We start from the raw sequence: 17,744 nt of genomic DNA on the forward strand, positions 1-17,744 counted from the left end.
TCCCGCTACCATTCCGTATGGCAGCTGAACGCCGGATCGTCCAAGGCCGGCAACGCTTCTGAAGCACCGCGTACGGGCAGGTTGGCTTCAAGCCCATCGGCGGCAATCCTGAGCCGATTTGCCCGACGCAGCTCTTCCCAGAAACCATGAAAGATATCCGCACAGACACGGCATTCAGTATTGAAGGGATTGCTGTAACGTTCACCATCGACTATGACGTCGAACCCCTGCCCTTCGGAACTGAACTCCACACCCTGGATGACGGCATAGGCCGTCACATACCCGTCGTAGTTGGGACAGGCGATATACAGCTCGTTCTGATTACCATCGCTGACGCTATACTCCGACACGCCCTGGCCCCATCCAGACTTCCATTCGAAAGCCGCGGCGGGAGCTGCAGCGATGGTAAGCCCCAGTGTGACAGCCACTACCCAGTACTTCTTTACGAGCATATGCTCCTCCTCTCTTCGTTGAATAATGGTGAAATTATTGCGCCACGGTAACCGCTATCAAACTTCGAAGCAGGACCAGCCATGGCGCCCTTCGGCAAACACGTAATCTACCGGCACGTCTTGCAGCAAGAACCCATTTCTAATCTCTAAGCCAAGCAGTTGCGCAACGGCGACATTGTCAGAGTCGGTGCTGTCGCTATCGCGAGCACCAATCGTCAGCACGGAATGGACCAGCCATCGGCCATCGGAATTCTTGATCACGTTGTGGATGGCAATCGCCTCGATGAGTGAGCTGCCGATGCCCATACCCATGACGACGTTGCTCTTCTCGACACCAACCGCTTCGTAGTCCGTCACATCCAGGATGCAGGAACGAATGGCCTCGTCGGATGGCCCGGAAGCGGAACACCCGGTCAGCAAGAGGGCCAGGGGAAATACCCACGCGGCATGCTTCCTTCTCATTCATCAAATCTCCTTGGCTCATATGTACCCTATCGACCAAAGGAGATTTAACTTTAGAAAAAAGCGTATTAGCGTGAAGCCTAGGAAGAATGTGCCTATCAGCCGACAAGGCGCAGCATCGCCAAAGTATGCTCCCGCTGCTGCTTCACGGCCTGATCGAGAATTTCCAGCAGCTTCTCGTAGTCCTCCAACATCTTCTCGTCCATGCCGGAGGTCTCGAAGCGCTCGAGGGTGCTCTGGGTCTCGTCGATGAGGTCTTGCAGCGCATCGATAATGCGCTGGTAGTCTGCTTCACTCATGTGCAGTAGCGCCCGAGGCGGTTTGCAGCGCATGGGCGCGGGCATAGAGCCGCCGGACCCCGAGAAAACAGTCGCTTTATCTGCATCATCTCATGACTTTCCCAGGATGCTAAACAAACGCTGGTTTATGCCGTCATCGCACAGCACACCCCTTTCCAGCACGGAGAAGCCCAAATTCTCTATAAGCGCCACCGTCTCGCCAAACCCACCTTCAATGCTGACCAATTCACGCCCTGGTTGACTCTCGAGCAGTACGATAGCGCTCTTTGCACATAGAGTCTGGAGTTTTTCCACATAGAGATCTGGCTGGACATCACTTGCGATCACCAAATCAAAGGGTTTGGCTGGGTGGTAATCTACAAAATCCATCTCGGATAACTTGATGTGTTCAATACCCAAGTGCTCCGCCACCGCCTCACCAACTTTGATGTCGAACGTATTCTGGCCGACTCCTTCCCCGTGGCCTATTTTATCTGCCATACCAATTAGCAAGAATCCCGCGCCACAGCTGATATCCAGGGCACGTGCCGACTCTGGCAGGTAGCGCTCGAGTCGGTAAGCCCCAAGCCGTGCCTCGGTTTGGCGCTGACCGGGCAACCATACTGATTCCAGCCCTTGGCTCAGCAACCCGAATCGAGAGGGCTTGAAGCTGCTTTTGTACTCCCTTTTCAATTCGCGAACGTGCTGATGCAGGTCGCCCAGCTTGCGTAATGCGCCAGCGGCATGACTCAACTCTACGTCCAGGCGCTTACTCGCCAGCTGTGTTGCCCGAGATGCCGGACGGAGCCGTGAAGCATTCCAGAAGCTTTCACAGGCACCGGCCGAGTCGCCCGCCTCCATCCGAACGATACCCTGCTGTAAATAGAGTGAAGCCCGTACAAAGACAGCTTGCTCTTCGCTCAACGTCAAAGCGCGGTCGATGTCCTCGAGCGATTCCTCAACACGGCCGAGTCCGGCCAAGAGAGAGGCCCTCACACGCAATAGCTCCGTATCGGGCTCGCTGCAGGCTTGCAAGAGCTCCTCGCACCTGGCCAAGCCATCCGTCAGAAGCGGAGTACTTTGCAACGGGCTGGCAGCCATCACCTGCAGCACGGCACGCATCACCCCCTCATGCTTGGGACATCTCGCTTCAAGCCGGCGGACGTTCTGCTCCGCCTCCCACCACAAGCCGGCATTGAGCAGCACTTCAATGGCATCCAAACGAATCGTCACATCGTCAGGAGACAGCTCGATGGCCTTATCGATATGGGCGACAGCCATGTCGTCCAGTCCCGCAAGCGAAGCCATCACTCCGCGAAGACTGCGTACCTGCGCGCTCTGAGGAAACCGCTTGGCCCAGTCGTTCAGCTGTCCCGCAAGGCCATCCAGGTCGCCACCCCGGAGAGATTTGCGGAATTCGAATAACTCGTTTGCGGGCAGCCCGAACCTGTCACGGTCGAAAAAGCCCTTGGCCTTGAGATAGTTCTCACCCACTCCGCCACCGATCGCATGCAGCAGGTCATAGCTGAGGTCATGAATCTGGTACACAGTATCGAGCACGAAGGCCAACTTGAGCCGCTGAGTATCACTCAGCGCTGCCAGGCGCTCATGGTCAGGAATGAAGAGGGCGTGAGCCCGCTGCAGCTCCGTGGCCTCGGGTTGAATAGGCAGCTCCGCCCGGGGCGGCATGCACTGTGCATAATCGAAACCCAGCAGCCGATAGAAGCGAAAACCGTGCCGCGCCGCCCAGTGGCTCACTTCAGCGAGATTCGGCTGACGCTCGTGGGTCGGCTGAAAGGTGACCCTCACCTGCAGTAACAGCGTGTTGGTCAATGTCCGGGTACCGTTCTCGAGCACTGCCATACCGTCATGACGATCATCCAGCAACAGCCAATCGACAGTGTTCAGCCCCTCGATGGCATCCAGCGCCACAGTGGTCAGCGGCAGTCTTGCGAGTACGCTCGCTCCCTGTCGCTGCCCCTCGGGTAACTGCGAGGAAGCAAGCGGTGGCAAACTGGCAGAGAATGACGGCTCGAGACAGGCATGAAGTGTCGCCGGCTGCCCGTCACCCAACGTGGCATGGGCAAAGTGTTGTACATGAGGGTTCTGCTTTACCTCGTCACTCAATGCGAGCCGACTTGGTGGATCAAATGCGATCACCTCGAATGCGTTCAGCTCCAAGAGGGCGTCGACGTTGGCGGCTGACAGTAACTGCCCACCGTTGTCGATGGCCACGACTCGCTCCGGAAGCTGCCAATCGAAGCTGACCGACTCGCTCGGCTTGTCTTCCCGCTGCACTTCTTCTCGCAGTTTCTCCGGTAGGGGCTGATCGAACACTGCAGGATGCTCCAGGCGTGGAAACGCATCGGCGATGGTCTTGTACCCCTCAATCATCGGCTCGATCTTGTCGCGGAATCGCTCACCGATACCGTTGAAACGATCCGTGACAGGCATCGGGGCGTCCAGCGAAACGATGGGGCTGATATCATTGAGCATGTCAGCATTGGCAGCCACGAGTTCTTCATAAGATTCGCTACGCCGCAGGCCGAGATCGCCCAGCAAATTGTTCATAACCGTGTGTGGATCCCGGGTCAGCGCCTCGTAGTCAACGAGATACACCGGGTTGGGCAACACCTGGGTCCAGTGATCCATGACTTTCTCGGAACAGGCAATTTGGCGGCCCATCTGGTGCAAGTCGTAGGTATAGCGGTAGCCCTCCGGCACGAGGTACTGATGAAAATAACCCGTAATGCCGAGATCGAGAAGATTACGCACACAGAAGATGATCGGCACATTGGGCATCCACAGCCCTATCAGGCCGAGGAACCACAGGTCGCCCGGCACCGTGGTTATCTTGACGGTATCCTCGACTCCCAGGCGTTGGCGATACCCCTCCGCATCCTGGCGAAGCCGCTCGGGCGTCAGCTGGGAAAGATACTCACCGAGATGTCTCTCGTAGGGCTCCAGCAGCTCTTCGGCATACTGCCCCAGTACCAGCTCCTCGCCAGCCAAGGTGACGCCTTCCACCCCGCGAAACAACGATTCCACCAGGCTCTTACCGGAACGTGACAGGCCGGCCACGATGATCTGCGGTCGATCTTGGAGACTGCATGGCGCCAACCCATCGAACAGCGCCTTGCCGAAGTAGCGCCGAGTGAAGCTCAAGCGGCGCTCCAATTCGGCCCGAATCGGCGGCAGGGTCTCATCCATCAACCGGTTGGCTTGTTGGAAGTGCGCGAATGCCTGCTCGTCATCCGCCACGTCCAGGTAGGCCTTGCCCAGCACGAAGTGCAGATCGGCTCGCTCCTTGGGCGTCAGGTCATCAGCGTCAAGGCGGGCCGGCAGCACCTCGAAGATGGCATCATCAGGCACGAAGGTGGTGAGATGCGCCAATGCCACGTGCAATTTCCAGTTTTTGGGATCCAGCGCCCGTGCTCGATGATAGCAGTCGACCGCCGCGACCAGTTGCTGGCTGTCTCGATATACGTCGCCCTTGATTGCCAGCGCCTCGACATGCTCCGGCGCCTTTTCCAGCACCTGCTCGAGTAAAGCCAACGCCTGTGCGGTGTCGCCCTGCTTACTCAGACACTGCGCCAGATTGATGAGAATTTCCGGATTACTGGGCTGCGCCTGGCGAGCACGCTGATAAAGCGCTGCTGCTTCAGCGAAATGCGCCTGCTTTTGCAGCGCTCGAGCATACAAGCCGATGATTTGAGGATCCTGCGGATAGCGCTTGATCAACGCCTCCAGGCGTTCCCCTGCTTCAGCAGCATCACCGGCGTTGAGCAGACCCATGATGGTTTTGATCGTCTTGCCTGAAGGTTTGGCAGCCTGATGCTGCGAGTATGTGCGCACGGCCACGCAAGCCTCCTTGGGATTAATAAAAAAAGGTCAAGACTAGATTACTCGGCAGCGCAAATGCCAAAACGAAAAACAGGCCCCCAAATGGGAGCCTGTTCGTTACCAGGGCCGTTGCAGCCCTTGGCGTGTGACGCTCAGATTGGCAATTAACCCAGCAGGGACAGCACGTTCTGCGGGATCTGGTTGGCCTGAGCCAGTACGGAAGTGCCGGCCTGCTGCAGGATCTGCGCGCGGGTCATGTTGGCCACTTCCACTGCGTAGTCGGCATCTTCGATGCGCGAACGAGCAGCCTGCAGGTTGGTGCTGTTGGTCTGCAGGTTGTTGATGGCGTCCTCGAAGCGGTTCTGCACGGCACCCAGTTCGGAGCGCAGGCTGTCCACCTTGTTCAGCGCTGCGTCCAGAGCCGCCAGCGGGTTGCCGGTCTGGCCAAGGGCAACCTGCTGATCCATGTCGACCACGTAGGGGTCGGCATCGGTGCCGGCGCCAGTCACGGCATAGTTGACGTCTTCACCGGCTTCGTTCTGGATGGTGGCAAACTTGGTCTGACCATCGATACCGCCGAAGCGAATCTCAACGCTCTGCTGAGCGCCCTGAGCGTCGGTGTAGGTTGCTTCCTGCACGGTGGCAGTACCGCCGGCGCTGATGGCGGCGAGGAACAGACCTGCCTCGCCACGATCGTCAACGTAGGTACCGGTGCCTACACCGTCTTCGTCAAGCACTTCGCGCAGGGTGCCTTCGAGCGCTGAAGCATCGACACTCACTGTGGTCGCAGAGAAATCGGCTGTAACCCCATCAAAGTCGAAGGTCACGGTGCCGCCAGCGGAGATCTGGCTAGCCGAGACGGCGTACAGCTGGGTGTCATCGCCATCGACCACCTGGATGTAGAGGTTATCGCCGTCCTGAACGAATGAAGTGGTGCCGGCCGGAGCATTGTCGAAGTTCTCGGACAGAGTGACCGGCTGACCTTCTAAGGTGAAGGTGAGCTGACCTGCAGTGGCTGGCTGACCGTTGTCGATGGTGGTGGTGGTCAGTGCCGCACCAGACAGATCAACGGTACCGCCTGCACTGACGTTGGAAGCACTGATAGCTACAAAGCGGGTCTCGGTAGCAGGAGTTGTGCCATCGGCTTCAAAACCAGAATATTCGATCTGAGCATAAAGCTGACCACTATCAGAAACTTGGAAGCCTTGAACGGAAGCTGTGGCAGCGCCAACGATAGCACCCAGATCTTCACCATCCGGAGCAACCACGCCGCCAGCTGAGATTACTACATCGACATCATCAGCAGTGCCGAACGTAGTGGTCGGTGTTACCGCAGGCAGATCACCGGAAACGATGGACTGAACCTGATCGCCCGTGTTGACCTCGACAACCCGGCGCACGTCGAAATCAGCCAGGTTCAGCGTAGCGGAAGTGATTTCCTTGAGGTTGACGCTGATGGTTTCACCGTCGTTGGCACCGACCTGAATTTGCAGCTCACGGTCCTGAGCCAGCACATCGACGCCGTTGAAGTTGGTCTCGGAGGAGATACGGTCGATCTCAGCCAGACGCTGGGTGATTTCGTCCTGGATGGACTGCAGGTCATTGTCGGAGTTGGTGCCGTTCTGGGCTTGAACGGTCAGCTCACGAATGCGCTGCAGGTTGTCGTTGATCTGGTTCAGTGCGCCTTCGGCAGTCTGAGCGACGGAGATACCGTCGTTGGCGTTACGCTGTGCCTGGTTCAGACCGGTGATCTGAGCGGTCATGCGGTTGGCGATGGCCTGACCGGCGGCGTCGTCCTTGGCGCTGTTGATACGCAGGCCGGAGGAGAGACGCTCCATGGAAGTCTGCAGAGCGTTCTGGCTCTTCTGCAGATTGGACTGGCCAATCAGAGATGTGATGTTGGTATTGATGACTGACATGGGTCATTCCTTCTTTTCGTTGAGGGCTCCATTGGCGGGCCCACTGAACCTTGTTTTCCTGGCCCAGCATCTCGGGCCTACCTCAACGGCGCCGTTGGCCGTTACCCTGTTTAACGGCACCTGTCGGCAGGACTTTAGGGTGAGAGCGAAAAAATTTTTCTTAACCTCGAGAGGCTTGCGGGCAGTTAGCGAAACCGTGCCTCCTGGGCCTGGCGGCGTAGCACCACTCATTGCGCGTACAACGCCGCCATGTCGGCTTCGAGCCTGGCTATGACCTGCGCACGAAGCCCAGGGTGCGCGGCCGGCAGGGCCAAAGCTTCGGCATACCAGAAGTCCATCTGCGGCGTGGGTTCGGGGCCGCGTTCGATGGCAGCATGGATAAGCGCCATACGCAGGGTCTGGCAATCGGCTGGGGCTTGGGCGAACTTTTCCAGCGAGGCGTGCCAATCTTTCGCATTGCCGGGTTCGCCTACGGCACGGCTGGCTTCTACCAAGCAAGCGATCTCTTCACCAAATGCTTTACGCAGCCGCTCGGCGTCGAGCGGCATTACTTCTTCCGCCAGCAGCAGCAGGGAAACGGCGATCCGCATCGTCGCGGGATAGCCCAGGGCATGCAGGGTCGTCTGAGCGGCATTGATAAGGGCATCGTTGTCCTCGCGCCGATCTCTCGGGGTGACCAGCTCGAACATGCCAAACTGCGCTTCCCGCTCTGCCTGGGTGTATACGGCATCGTGGTAGGCTGCTAGTCGAGTATGCACACAATCAGATCTCTTCATTCTTAAAGCGCCATACCATTTCGGTAATGTCGCGCGCACGATGCCCTCGGCCACACGGCTGTGCAACAAAGCGCAGAGCGTCACAAAGGCGAACGTCATTATCTTCGTAATCGATACCGATAATGTAGTCGTCGGCAAAGAGGCGAATCGATTCGGCCAGCTCGCTCGCTATGAGTTCACGGTCATAGAAAACGCTTTCCTCAACTGCGGACATCCGAGCAATCAGTGCACAGTCGATCAGAGTCGCATCGAGCCAGTTGGCAGCCGGGGTATAGCCGGCACACCAGCGCAGCCCCGACTCTTCGAGACACACCTCCATCGCTACGGTATGCTCGCCAACGAAACACGAGCCCAAGACCACCCCTGTTATACGGTGTTTTTTTGACTTCTCACCCACCTGCACCAACAAGTCTATAAGCGGGACTCCTGCAACCTTGTTCTTGAACCCGTGCGCCGCTATATAGACCGTACGGTTTTCAAAATCGCCCTTGCACAAGCAATCCAGCGCCTTATTAAAACTCTTTTTATCATAAAAATTGGCATAGTGAACTTCCGTATCACCAGTCAGTTTCGCTACACCTTCGATAAAGGGAAGCACACTGCTGCGGTTGGCATCATCCTCATCCAGTTCCCATGGCGCTTCCAATACGAGAATGGCACGGCTGGAACGATACTTGCTCATCGACTACCCTTATCAATTAATAGTCATTTTTATTGGCGGCATTAGGAACACTGCCAAAAACCAACTTCATTCGGCATAGACATGACTAGCCGTTATCCTATCTAACGGCACTTGCCGGCAGGACTTTAGGGAGAAAGGAAAAAAATTTTCGTTTCGTGTTGACGAAGCTCGGAGCGAGGCGGCTTCAGCGCTGGCGCAGCAGCTCCAACACCAGCTCCGGCTGGCGATTGGCCTGGGCCAGGATGGCGAAGCCGGCCTGCTGCAGGATTTGCGCACGCACCAGGTTGGAGACTTCCTGGGCGTAGTCGGCATCCATGATGCGCGAGCGGGCGGCGCTGAGATTGACCACGGTGGTTTGAATGTTGTCGATCACCGCTTCGAAGCGGTTGTACAGCGCGCCGAGCTGGCTGCGCTGGCGGTCGGTGCGCTTGAGCGCTTCGTCGAGGGCATCCAGCGGTGATTCGGTGGCCGTGCCGGTGTCGTCATCCACCACGCGAAAGCCATTCAGCCCCAGCGAATGCCGGTTGATGGCCTGAAGCTCGATGGCGATGGTCTCGCCGTCGTTGGCGCCCACCTGAATGTGCACGCGGCGGTTTTCGCCCACGACGGAAACGCCGTTGAAGCCGGTTTGCAGCCCGATACGGTCTATCTCATCCAGGCGCTGGTCGATCTCTGCCTGAATCGCGGCGAGATCGGTGGGACTCAGGGTGCCGTTACCGGCCTGCACGGTCAGCTCCCGAATACGCTGCAGGTTGGTATTCACCTGCCCGAGCGCACCTTCGGCGGTTTGCACCAGCGAGATACCGTCGTTGGCATTGCGTGCGGCCTGGTTGAGCCCGCGAATCTGCGCGGTCATGCGGTTGGCAATGGCCTGCCCCGCCGGGTCGTCCTTGGCGCTGTTGATGCGCAGGCCCGACGACAGCCGCTGCATGGCTGTCTGCATGGCTTGCTGGCTGCCACGCAGATTGTTCTGCACGATCATCGACAGAATGTTGGTGTTGATCACGGCCACGCAATGTCCTCCACCGGGCACTTCCTATGCACCTTTGCGGAGTATATCGGCCGCTGGGAAGGAATCTTTAGCACGGCAGCACTATCTCGTTGGCGACAGCTCAGTCAGTGCTCATATTAAGCTGCATTTCCACCTCATCCCGGGCCTTTGCAAAGGAGCTGCGAGTCAGCTTCCGAAAAGAACTACCGCCCACTGTGGGGCGGTTGAGCGTTCGACCCGGGCTGGCAGTTACTTCCGGGCTGGCTGTCAGTTACGTCCGAGCTGAGCATTCATCATTTCGAACTGCTGGAAGAGATAGTCGCTGGTCTGGTTCATCTGGGCGATCAGGCCGTCGAGCTGACCGAACTGAGTGCGGTAGCGGGCAATAGTGGCCTCGATGCTCTGTTCCATGCTCAGGTAACGATCGTTGAGGCTCTCGATACGGCTCTCGGCTCCGCTGATGGCACCACCCAGGGCGCCATTGCTGCCAACGAGCTGGGTTACGGTCTCGCTCAGTTGGCCGGCCAGGCCGCCCGTGCTGCTGTCGCCAGCGAAGAAGGCGCTGAGGGCATCCTGGTCATTGACGATCACCTCGTCCAGGCGCTGCTCGTCGATCTCCAGCGTGCCGTCGAGCTTCAAGGTGATACCAATGTCGCTGAGCATGGAGAAGCCGCCTTCTCCTGCCTCTATTCCACCTGCCAGCACACTGCGCAGGCGACCCTCTATACTGCGCACGGCGCTGTCGCCCAGCAGGTCGCCAGCGGTTTCAGTGTCGCCAGTGAAGGCCGTGAGCTCACCAATGGTGCTCTTGAGCGCATTGTAGGCCTCGACGAAGCCGGTGACGGCCTCGCGTACCGCCCGGGTGTCCTGCTCGACCTTGAGGGTGCTGCTACCTTCTTCCGTCAAACTCAGCGTAACGCCCTGGATCGCCCCCTCCACCTGGTTGGAAGCGCTGACGATGGGAATGCCATTGACGCTGAGCATGGCATCTTGACCGACTTGGGTAATGGCACCCGCGCCCTCGGCCCCGCTGAAGCCAATGCCATCGGCGAAGAAGCCGTCACTGAAGGTCATGTCGGTAATCGAAGCCGATTCGCCGGTCTCGCTGCTCATCAGCGCCAGCCGATAGCCTTCGCCATCGTTGACGATGGAGGCAGTGACTCCGGATCCGTCATGGCCGTTGATGGCGTCGCGGATATCCTCGAGGCTGCTTCCCGCGGCGATATCGATATCGATCGACTGAGGAGACTCGCCGGTAGCGTTGCCGAAGTGCAGGGTAAGCGTCTGATCGGTGTCGGTCAGCGCCTGGTCGAGCTCCACTTCGAGCCGGCCAGAGGCCAGGCTTCCGGCAGTGGCCAGCCGTTCGACCTCAATGGCGTACTGGCCAATGGCGGCATCACGTCCTGCCGCTGCTTCCAGGGAGGTTCCCGCTACGGAGGTGGATAGACTTTGGAAGAGAGACGCGTCGTTGAGGGCGTCGGCGGCGGCCTGGAACCCGGAGAGCGCCCCCTTCAATTCGCCGTAGGCGGAGATCTTGACCTTCTGGGTCTCGATCTGGCGTTCGATGGGCTTGAGCTTGCCGCGCTCGGCTTCGTTGAGTTGGTCGAGCAGACCGTTGAGATCGAGCCCGGAACCGATACCGAGGGAAGAAATGCTGGCCATGGAAAACTGCCTTGTGTCGGTGAATTGACGTCCTGTTACTTCTACCTCGGCGGTGAGCGAAAAAACTTTAGCCTTAGGTGAAAAAAAACTCAGCGCGCGTGAATGATCACTTCCACCCGACGGTTCTGGGCACGACCTTCCACCGTCTCATTGCTGCCCAAGGGACGGGTGTCGGCCAGCCCTACCGCCCGCAGTCGCTGCGATTCGACACCGGAACGCTCAAGGGCGTGAACGATAGCGATGGCACGGGCACTGGAGAGCACCCAGTTGGAGGGAAACTCGTTGGTCTGGATTGGCCGGCTGTCGGTGTGCCCCTCCACGGCGACTTCGCCGTCGTGGCGCTGAATCACCTCGACCAGGCGCTGAATCAGCGCCTCGCCCTCTTCGGTTAGCTCGGCGGCAGCGGTGGGAAACAGCAGCCGGTCCTCCACGCGCAGCTTGATGCCTTCGGCAACCCGGGTCGCCTCGACGCCCTCCAGATCGGGCAGGTAGGGTGCATCATGCAGGCCTTCATCAAACGACTCTTGCAGCAGCTGCGATGCCGCAATGGCGGGCTCCTCGATCTGCTGCATACCGCTCGGAGGGCGGTCGGTCAGCACCAGGATGAAATCGCCGCGGGAGTTGGGCAGCACGTCGTTGCTGGCCAGCAGCGGTTGTAACGGTAGCCGCAACGGGGCGCCCATTGCCGGTGCCTGTTGCTCCAGCAGAGCCAGCGGCGTTGGCGGCTCCATGAATGCAGGCAAAGCGGCAGGAGTCGGCTGCTCAAGGCGACGTGGCAAGCCAGCTACGCCCAGCGCCACGGCAATGGCCGACTGGCTAAGACCTCCGCCAACGGGCTGGAGCTCGTCCATTTCGACCGAAGGCGGCAAGGCTTGAACCAATTCGCTGGGAAGGGGAATCGCGAAAGGCACCCGTGCCGCTAGCGATTCGCTCTCGGCGTTGGAGCGACTGATGCTGGATAGGGTGAAAATCAGCACCATCAGCGCTACCAGCAGGGTCATGATGTCCAGATAGCCGATCATCCAGGCACTGTCCTGGTCGTGATCGTGGTGACTGGGCATGAGCGATTCGTGGCGCATGGGGCCACGATGATCGCCACTGCCGGCTTGCAGGGAGCTCATCGAAACGGTTGTTCATCCAAGGAAACTGACAGGCTAGCGTAACGGCTGCAGGCACCGGGTGAAACGGCGAAAAGCGCGACTCGCAAGCGCTTCCTCGGGCTTCAACTGGTGCTTTCGGGCAATCCGCTGCGTGATACCAGGTAGCGGCTGGCAAAGAGGTCGGCCGGCACCGCTCGCCCGAAGAGATAGCCCTGGATCAGCTCGACCCCGTGACGCCCGAGAATGTCGCGCTGCGCCTCGGTTTCGACCCCCACGGCGGCCAGGCGCAGCTCCATTTCACGGGCCAGCCCTGCCACGGCAGCGACGATAGCCGCACTGCCTTTCTGGCCGCTATCCAATCGCTGCACGAAGCGCCGGTCTATCTTGAGCATGGTGATGGGCAGATCGTGTAAATAACCGAGCGCGGCGTAGCCAGTGCCGAAGTCGTTGATGGCGATTTCTCCCGCCAGACGACGTAGGCGCTTGAGCACGACGGCGCCCTGCTGAGGTTTGTCGAGCAGGGTACGTTCGGCGATCTCGAAGCCCAGCAGGCCTGGCTGCAGGTTGTGCCGCTTGAGTTTGGTGGCGATGCGCACGGGCAGATCGGGCTGCCAGAACTGGCGTGAAGAGAGATTGATGCTGATGGGCACCGGGCCGGCACCAACGGCATTCCAGGCGGCTAGCTGCGCACAGACCTGCTCCAGCATGTACTCGTCCAGCTGTGGCAACAATCCTGCACGCTCGACCAGCGTCATGACGTCGTTAGGCGGCACACTGCCTAGCAGTGCATGGTGCCAGCGCAACAACGCCTCGGCTCCGTAGAGCCTGCCACTCTCTCGCTCGAAGATGGGCTGGTAGTGCAGCTGCAACCCCTCGCCGGTAACGAAGGCCTCTTGCAGGGCTTTCTCCAGTGCCCGCTGACGGTCGTCCTGCAGGTTCATCTCGTTGCGATAGAGGCGATAACCGTTGCGGCCCTCCTCCTTGGCCCGGTACATCGCCACGTCGGCGTTGTGCACCAGGGCTTCCGCGGTGGTCGCATCGTCTGGGTAGAGGCTGATACCCAGGCTGCAGCCGATACGAAACTCCTGGCCCTCGATCACGCAAGGCTCGCCCACGGCCTCCACCAGGCGACGTGCGATACGGGTCACCTCATCGACCTCTTCGAGATCGGGTAACAGCACCAGGAATTCATCTCCTCCCAGGCGGGCTAGAGTATCGTCTTCACGCAGGCGCATCTGTAGCCGCTCGGACATCATCACCAGCAATTCATCGCCAAAGGCATGACCTAGTGCATCGTTGACCGCCTTGAAATGGTCCAGATCGACGAAGATCACTGCCAGCCGGGTCTGGTTGCGGTGTGCGTGCCGAATCGCCAGTTCCAGGCGATCTTCCAGCAGGCGACGGTTGGGCAGGCCCGTCAGCGCATCGTAGTAAGCCAGCCTGCGTATGCGCTCTTCGTTCTCGCGCATATGAGTGATATCGCTGAATAGTGCTGCGTAATGGGTCACCGCCCCGCTTTCGTCGGTAATCGCCGTGATGGTCAGCATTTCGAGATAGAGTTCGCCGCTCTTACGACGGTTCCATATCTCACCCCGCCAGTAGCCGCTTCGCTTTAGCGAATCCCACATTTGCCGGTAGAAGGCTGCATCGTGGCGCCCCGAAGAGAGAATTTCGGGTGTCTTACCAACCGCTTCTTCAGCGGTATAGCCCGTCATATAAGTAAAAGCGCGATTGACGAACTCTATGCGATTGTTGGGATCGGTGATGATGATCCCTTCAAGCGAAGATTCGATGACCCGCTCGGCAAGCTGCAGATTTTCGCGCGATTGAGCAAGCGCACGGTCACGCTGCTCAAGGGCAGCACGCAGCTCCTGCATGTAGAGGTGCTCAGCGCCGGCCAGCATGTCGCGAAAGCCCAACAGCCCCACCACTTCTTCACTCTCGTCGAGCACCGCGAGATGGCGCACTCGGTGGTCCATCAGCAGGTCGCGGGCGGCAATCAAGGTGTCGTCCTGATAAACCGTAAGCAGCGGTCGGCTGGCTAACCCGTCGATGGGCGTGTTGCCTGGGTGGCGCGCCACGAACCGCACCAGATCGCGCTCGGTGAGAATGCCCAGCTCACCATTCACGCACTTCACGACAACGGCATCACACTCGGATAACCTCATCGAGCGCGCTGCCTGGGCCAGCAGTTGCGTCCCTTCGAGCACCAGGGCGCGTTGACGCATCGCTGCCTGCACCTCGCGCAGTCGCAGGTAAGGCTCGAGCCCCTGGTTCAGGGCGACATCCGTTTGCGACAGGATGCCGACCGGCGTGCCGGCGTCATCAGTCACCAGGAAATGACGTCGCCGCTCGGCGTTGAAGCGCAGCGCCGCTTCGCTCATTGGCGTAGAGAGGTGCAGGCTCGCTACCGGCCGGCTCATGACTTGCGAGACCGGCTGGCGCACGGCATCGGGGTCGGCAAAATCGACAGCCAGCGCATCGTGCTCGGTCCAAATGCCCAGTGGCTGGCCCGCCTTGAGCACGATGATGGAGCTGCATTGACGCGCCGCCATGCGCTCGGCCGCCATCCACAGCGGCATCTCGGGATCACAGGTGAGAATCCCGGTCTGCATGATGCGCTCGATTGGTAGCTCTTGGCTCATGTCGCCTCACTGGCTATATATGTAGCCAATCTGTCACGATATTTTATCGATTTGTCAGAAATTTGCACTAGCCAATTGCCGATCCCGATTCACGCTTCAACAGGCCGCTCCAAGGGGAGCGAATCCTGGGTATTGCGCCCCCTCAGACAGAAACGATACGAACAGACTCGGCTCTTGAACGTTCATACGGGTCGGGCGGCTCGTTTTCCTCGTGCGAGCACCCGTCGAGGCGGGCGGTCCTACGAGCATCGCGAATCTGCAAGTGCTGCTCGCGGCTGACCCATTCCTTGCCTTCACCAGCCCGGCGTAGACCCGAAATGGCCACCGTGAGCCAACCTACCTGTTCGGTCAGCAGCTCGCCCAGGTCGGCGGAATTGGATACCCGTTCGGCACTCTCACGCGTGGCGTTGTCCATTTCCACTACCGCTTGATTTATCTGCTCGAGACCGATGGCCTGCTCCCGGGATGAGATGGCGATTTCTCGAATCAGCCGATCTATGCCACCCACCGTTTTGATCACATCCCGGTTATTTGCGACCAGCTGAGCAATGCGTTCCTCTCCCACCTTGACGTCATCCTGGGTACGGTCAATCAACTCACGCACGCGATCCGCCGATACTGTGGAGCTCTCCGCCAACCGACGGACTTCCTGTGCGACCACGGCAAACCCTCGGCCGTGTGACCCGGCCCGGGCGGCTTCAACAGAGGCATTTAGCGCCAATAGATTGGTCTGGAAAGCCAGTGACTCGATGGCCTCAATAGCCTCGGTCATCTTGTCGGCACTGACGGTGATGTGGCGCATGCTCTCGACTAACTGCTGAACCTCATCTTCGCTACGTCCCACGACTTCGTGCATTCGCCCCACTTCGGCTTCCGCCTGGTCAGTGTTCGCGGCATTCTGCCGAACCGTTGTCGTGAGCTCCTCCATACTGGCGGCGGTCTGCTGCAGCGAAGAGGACTGTTGCTGAGCACGTTCGGCCAAGCTGCGGTTGTCACGCTCCAACTCCAGCGTTTCTCGCTCGACCACGTCCAGCGTACTGTGAATGTTACCGGCGATGTTCACCAGGCTGCGTTGCATGATGCCCAGAGCCGCAATCACCTCGCCCATGCCGTCGCGGCGCAAGGGTGGTGAGGCCGCTGCCAAGTTGCCTGCGGCTACCTGCATGGCAAAATGTCGGACACGTCCAACGGCAGCATCGAAGCGCCGCTTACCCATAAAAGCCACTGTCAGAATCGCCACGGCCCCGGCCAGCCTTCCGGGCCAACCGATGAGATCGCTGGCAGCTATCACACCGCTGGCTACCAGAGACATGACTAACAATACTCCACCGTGTCCTGACGGCAATAGGTCCGCCATGCGTTCCAGAGAGCGAGTGGATACGAGCCGCCCGCGATCGAGGCGGACTCCCCTCATACGCCCTTCGCGCAGCCGGGCATAAATCGCCTCAGCTTTTGCACTGGCTCCGTGGGCCGGTTTGACGCGCACCGAGGTATAGCCCTGCAACTGGCCGTTTTCGACGATTGGCACCACATGGGCGTGCACCCAATAGAAATCTCCATTCTTACGCCGGTTCTTCACCAGCCCCGACCAGACCTCGCCAGCCTCGATTGTCTTCCACAGATTCTCGAATGCAGCCTCCGGCATGTCCGGGTGTCGTATCAGGTTGTGGGGAGATCCGATCAGCTCCTCGCGGGAGTAGCCACTGACCTCACAGAACGTTGACGATGCATAGGTAATGCGACCCTTGCTGTCGGTTCGTGAAATGAGATTCTGGTCGTCGCGTATCTCGTACTCTCGATCGGTCACTGGCTGGTTGATGCGCATAGTCTCTCTGCCATGGCATTGTCGTGCTGTCTTAACAGCGGTGCTGTTTACACACCCCTGCCCCCTAGCCCTCCATGGCTTCTCGAGGCTAAACAGACAAGACTAATGTTGCCATGACCTGGATCAGGGTTACACCAAAGGGATATTGACAAGCAGGAAATGAACAGCGTTTCACATCAATCGTTTCAACAGCTTGCCCAACAGCTGACAAGACACCACGAAAAAAGAACAAAAAATCATGCAAAAGACTAAAGTCGGTCCATTTTCGGCCGATATGCCACTTGGGATGGGCTGTCTTCAAGCAGCCTTGGGGAGATGCTGAAGCCCAGCATCAGCAGGGCATCAAATAAAAGGAAAAACACCATGTCTTCGCCATTGACCGACGCCACCAATGCTTTGAGCAGCTCAGCGCTGCACGACCTGACGCCACGTCAGCGCAAGGAGAACATTCTGGCTTCGTTGCCCAGTGCCGGCTCCATGCTGGCCCAGGCCGAGAGCCATGCAATGTCGCCCAGCCAGGCCGACCTGGTGGAGCCGATCCAACGCATCAACGAGGTGCTGCGTCAGTATGGCGTGGAATTCGAACTCAATGACACAACGCGCGTCATTACACGCATCGTGGACCGCGAGTCGGGAGACGTGCTACGCCAGATCCCGGCCGAAGAAGTCCTGGCCATCGCAGAGCGCCTCGATGAATTCAAGGGTAGCCTGATCAACCTGCAAGCCTAGGCATTGTACAGCTTAGACTTGCATGTTCATGACGTCACGGTAGGCGGTAACCAGACGATTACGAACCTGCAGGCCCATCTGGAAGGCCACGCTGGCCTTCTGCATGTCGACCATGACGTCGTTGAGCTCGACATTGGGATCGCCGGCCTGAAAGGCCATGGACTTTGCGGCGGAGGCCTGCTGCAGGCGATTGATACGCTGAATCGAAGCCTGCAGTTCGCCGGCGAAACCGCCCTGCCCCACCTGCGTCGATACCAGCTGGCCCTTGGCCGCCGGCCCACTGGCCTGGGCCGCCAGAGTCTGCATCTGTGCCAATGCCGACTGGATGGCAGGTGAACTCATGTTCCGCACCCCTCGTCTCGTATTGATTGGCGGGCTCA

14 protein-coding genes are annotated in these 17,744 nt (G+C 59.1%); 1 reads left to right on the forward strand and 13 read right to left on the reverse strand.

The window, feature by feature from the left end; translation table 11 throughout:
• Positions 1 to 5 precede the first annotated feature (5 nt).
• From B8115_RS16570 to B8115_RS16625, 12 genes are all read right to left on the reverse strand, one after another.
• Complete coding sequence (locus B8115_RS16570) at positions 6 to 452, reverse strand: hypothetical protein (RefSeq protein ID WP_010628953.1); 447 nt, start codon at positions 450 to 452, stop codon at positions 6 to 8.
• 57 nt (positions 453 to 509) lie between these two features.
• Positions 510 to 914 (reverse strand): hypothetical protein, encoded by a 405-nt coding sequence (locus tag B8115_RS16575; protein WP_010628954.1) that lies wholly within the window; start codon positions 912 to 914, stop codon positions 510 to 512.
• Between the two features lie 98 nt (positions 915 to 1,012).
• On the reverse strand, positions 1,013 to 1,213 hold the full coding sequence (locus B8115_RS16580; protein WP_010628955.1) for a hypothetical protein: 201 nt from the start codon (positions 1,211 to 1,213) through the stop codon (positions 1,013 to 1,015).
• 90 nt (positions 1,214 to 1,303) lie between these two features.
• Positions 1,304 to 5,053, reverse strand: coding sequence for a tetratricopeptide repeat protein (locus B8115_RS16585; RefSeq protein ID WP_010628956.1), 3,750 nt, complete (start codon positions 5,051 to 5,053; stop codon positions 1,304 to 1,306).
• 146 nt (positions 5,054 to 5,199) lie between these two features.
• Positions 5,200 to 6,954, reverse strand: a complete 1,755-nt coding sequence (locus B8115_RS16590; protein ID WP_010628957.1) for a flagellin — start codon at positions 6,952 to 6,954, stop codon at positions 5,200 to 5,202.
• Positions 6,955 to 7,181: 227 nt separating this feature from the next.
• Positions 7,182 to 7,730, reverse strand: coding sequence for a hypothetical protein (locus tag B8115_RS16595; protein ID WP_162137545.1), 549 nt, complete (start codon positions 7,728 to 7,730; stop codon positions 7,182 to 7,184).
• A complete protein-coding gene (locus B8115_RS16600; protein ID WP_010628959.1) occupies positions 7,717 to 8,412 on the reverse strand; it encodes a hypothetical protein in 696 nt (231 codons plus the stop codon). The genes B8115_RS16595 and B8115_RS16600 overlap by 14 nt, the downstream gene beginning before the upstream one ends.
• A 184-nt stretch (positions 8,413 to 8,596) precedes the next feature.
• On the reverse strand, positions 8,597 to 9,424 hold the full coding sequence (locus tag B8115_RS16605; RefSeq protein ID WP_010628960.1) for a flagellin: 828 nt from the start codon (positions 9,422 to 9,424) through the stop codon (positions 8,597 to 8,599).
• Between the two features lie 246 nt (positions 9,425 to 9,670).
• Positions 9,671 to 11,065 (reverse strand): flagellar filament capping protein FliD, encoded by a 1,395-nt coding sequence (gene fliD / locus B8115_RS16610; protein ID WP_010628961.1) that lies wholly within the window; start codon positions 11,063 to 11,065, stop codon positions 9,671 to 9,673.
• Positions 11,066 to 11,154: 89 nt separating this feature from the next.
• On the reverse strand, positions 11,155 to 12,186 hold the full coding sequence (locus tag B8115_RS16615; RefSeq protein ID WP_010628962.1) for an OmpA family protein: 1,032 nt from the start codon (positions 12,184 to 12,186) through the stop codon (positions 11,155 to 11,157).
• A 101-nt stretch (positions 12,187 to 12,287) separates the two neighbouring features.
• Positions 12,288 to 14,810, reverse strand: coding sequence for an EAL domain-containing protein (locus tag B8115_RS16620; protein WP_010628963.1), 2,523 nt, complete (start codon positions 14,808 to 14,810; stop codon positions 12,288 to 12,290).
• 142 nt (positions 14,811 to 14,952) lie between these two features.
• A complete protein-coding gene (locus B8115_RS16625) occupies positions 14,953 to 16,635 on the reverse strand; it encodes a PAS domain-containing methyl-accepting chemotaxis protein (RefSeq protein WP_010628964.1) in 1,683 nt (560 codons plus the stop codon).
• A gap of 363 nt (positions 16,636 to 16,998) precedes the next feature.
• Between B8115_RS16625 and B8115_RS16630 the strand changes: the two genes are divergently transcribed.
• Positions 16,999 to 17,364, forward strand: a complete 366-nt coding sequence (locus B8115_RS16630; protein ID WP_010628965.1) for a flagellar protein FlaG — start codon at positions 16,999 to 17,001, stop codon at positions 17,362 to 17,364.
• Positions 17,365 to 17,376: 12 nt separating this feature from the next.
• Here B8115_RS16630 and fliE read toward each other — a convergent pair whose 3' ends face one another.
• On the reverse strand, positions 17,377 to 17,706 hold the full coding sequence (gene fliE / locus B8115_RS16635) for a flagellar hook-basal body complex protein FliE (RefSeq protein WP_010628966.1): 330 nt from the start codon (positions 17,704 to 17,706) through the stop codon (positions 17,377 to 17,379).
• Between the last annotated feature and the right edge of the window lie 38 nt (positions 17,707 to 17,744).

This window comes from Halomonas sp. KM-1, from assembly GCF_000246875.1.
Lineage (GTDB): Bacteria > Pseudomonadota > Gammaproteobacteria > Pseudomonadales > Halomonadaceae > Halomonas > Halomonas aerodenitrificans.

What these genes read in the sequence shown, in the direction of transcription:
- B8115_RS16570 (WP_010628953.1), bottom strand. Translation starts at nt 452, where the DNA reads ATGCTCGTAAAGAAGTACTGGGTAGTGGCTGTCACACTGGGGCTTACC.
- B8115_RS16575 (WP_010628954.1), bottom strand. Translation starts at nt 914, where the DNA reads ATGAGAAGGAAGCATGCCGCGTGGGTATTTCCCCTGGCCCTCTTGCTG.
- B8115_RS16580 (WP_010628955.1), bottom strand. Translation starts at nt 1,213, where the DNA reads ATGAGTGAAGCAGACTACCAGCGCATTATCGATGCGCTGCAAGACCTC.
- B8115_RS16590 (WP_010628957.1), bottom strand. Translation starts at nt 6,954, where the DNA reads ATGTCAGTCATCAATACCAACATCACATCTCTGATTGGCCAGTCCAAT.
- B8115_RS16595 (WP_162137545.1), bottom strand. Translation starts at nt 7,730, where the DNA reads ATGAAGAGATCTGATTGTGTGCATACTCGACTAGCAGCCTACCACGAT.
- B8115_RS16600 (WP_010628959.1), bottom strand. Translation starts at nt 8,412, where the DNA reads ATGAGCAAGTATCGTTCCAGCCGTGCCATTCTCGTATTGGAAGCGCCA.
- fliD (WP_010628961.1), bottom strand. Translation starts at nt 11,065, where the DNA reads ATGGCCAGCATTTCTTCCCTCGGTATCGGTTCCGGGCTCGATCTCAAC.
- B8115_RS16615 (WP_010628962.1), bottom strand. Translation starts at nt 12,186, where the DNA reads ATGAGCTCCCTGCAAGCCGGCAGTGGCGATCATCGTGGCCCCATGCGC.
- B8115_RS16620 (WP_010628963.1), bottom strand. Translation starts at nt 14,810, where the DNA reads ATGAGCCAAGAGCTACCAATCGAGCGCATCATGCAGACCGGGATTCTC.
- B8115_RS16625 (WP_010628964.1), bottom strand. Translation starts at nt 16,635, where the DNA reads ATGCGCATCAACCAGCCAGTGACCGATCGAGAGTACGAGATACGCGAC.
- B8115_RS16630 (WP_010628965.1), top strand. Translation starts at nt 16,999, where the DNA reads ATGTCTTCGCCATTGACCGACGCCACCAATGCTTTGAGCAGCTCAGCG.
- fliE (WP_010628966.1), bottom strand. Translation starts at nt 17,706, where the DNA reads ATGAGTTCACCTGCCATCCAGTCGGCATTGGCACAGATGCAGACTCTG.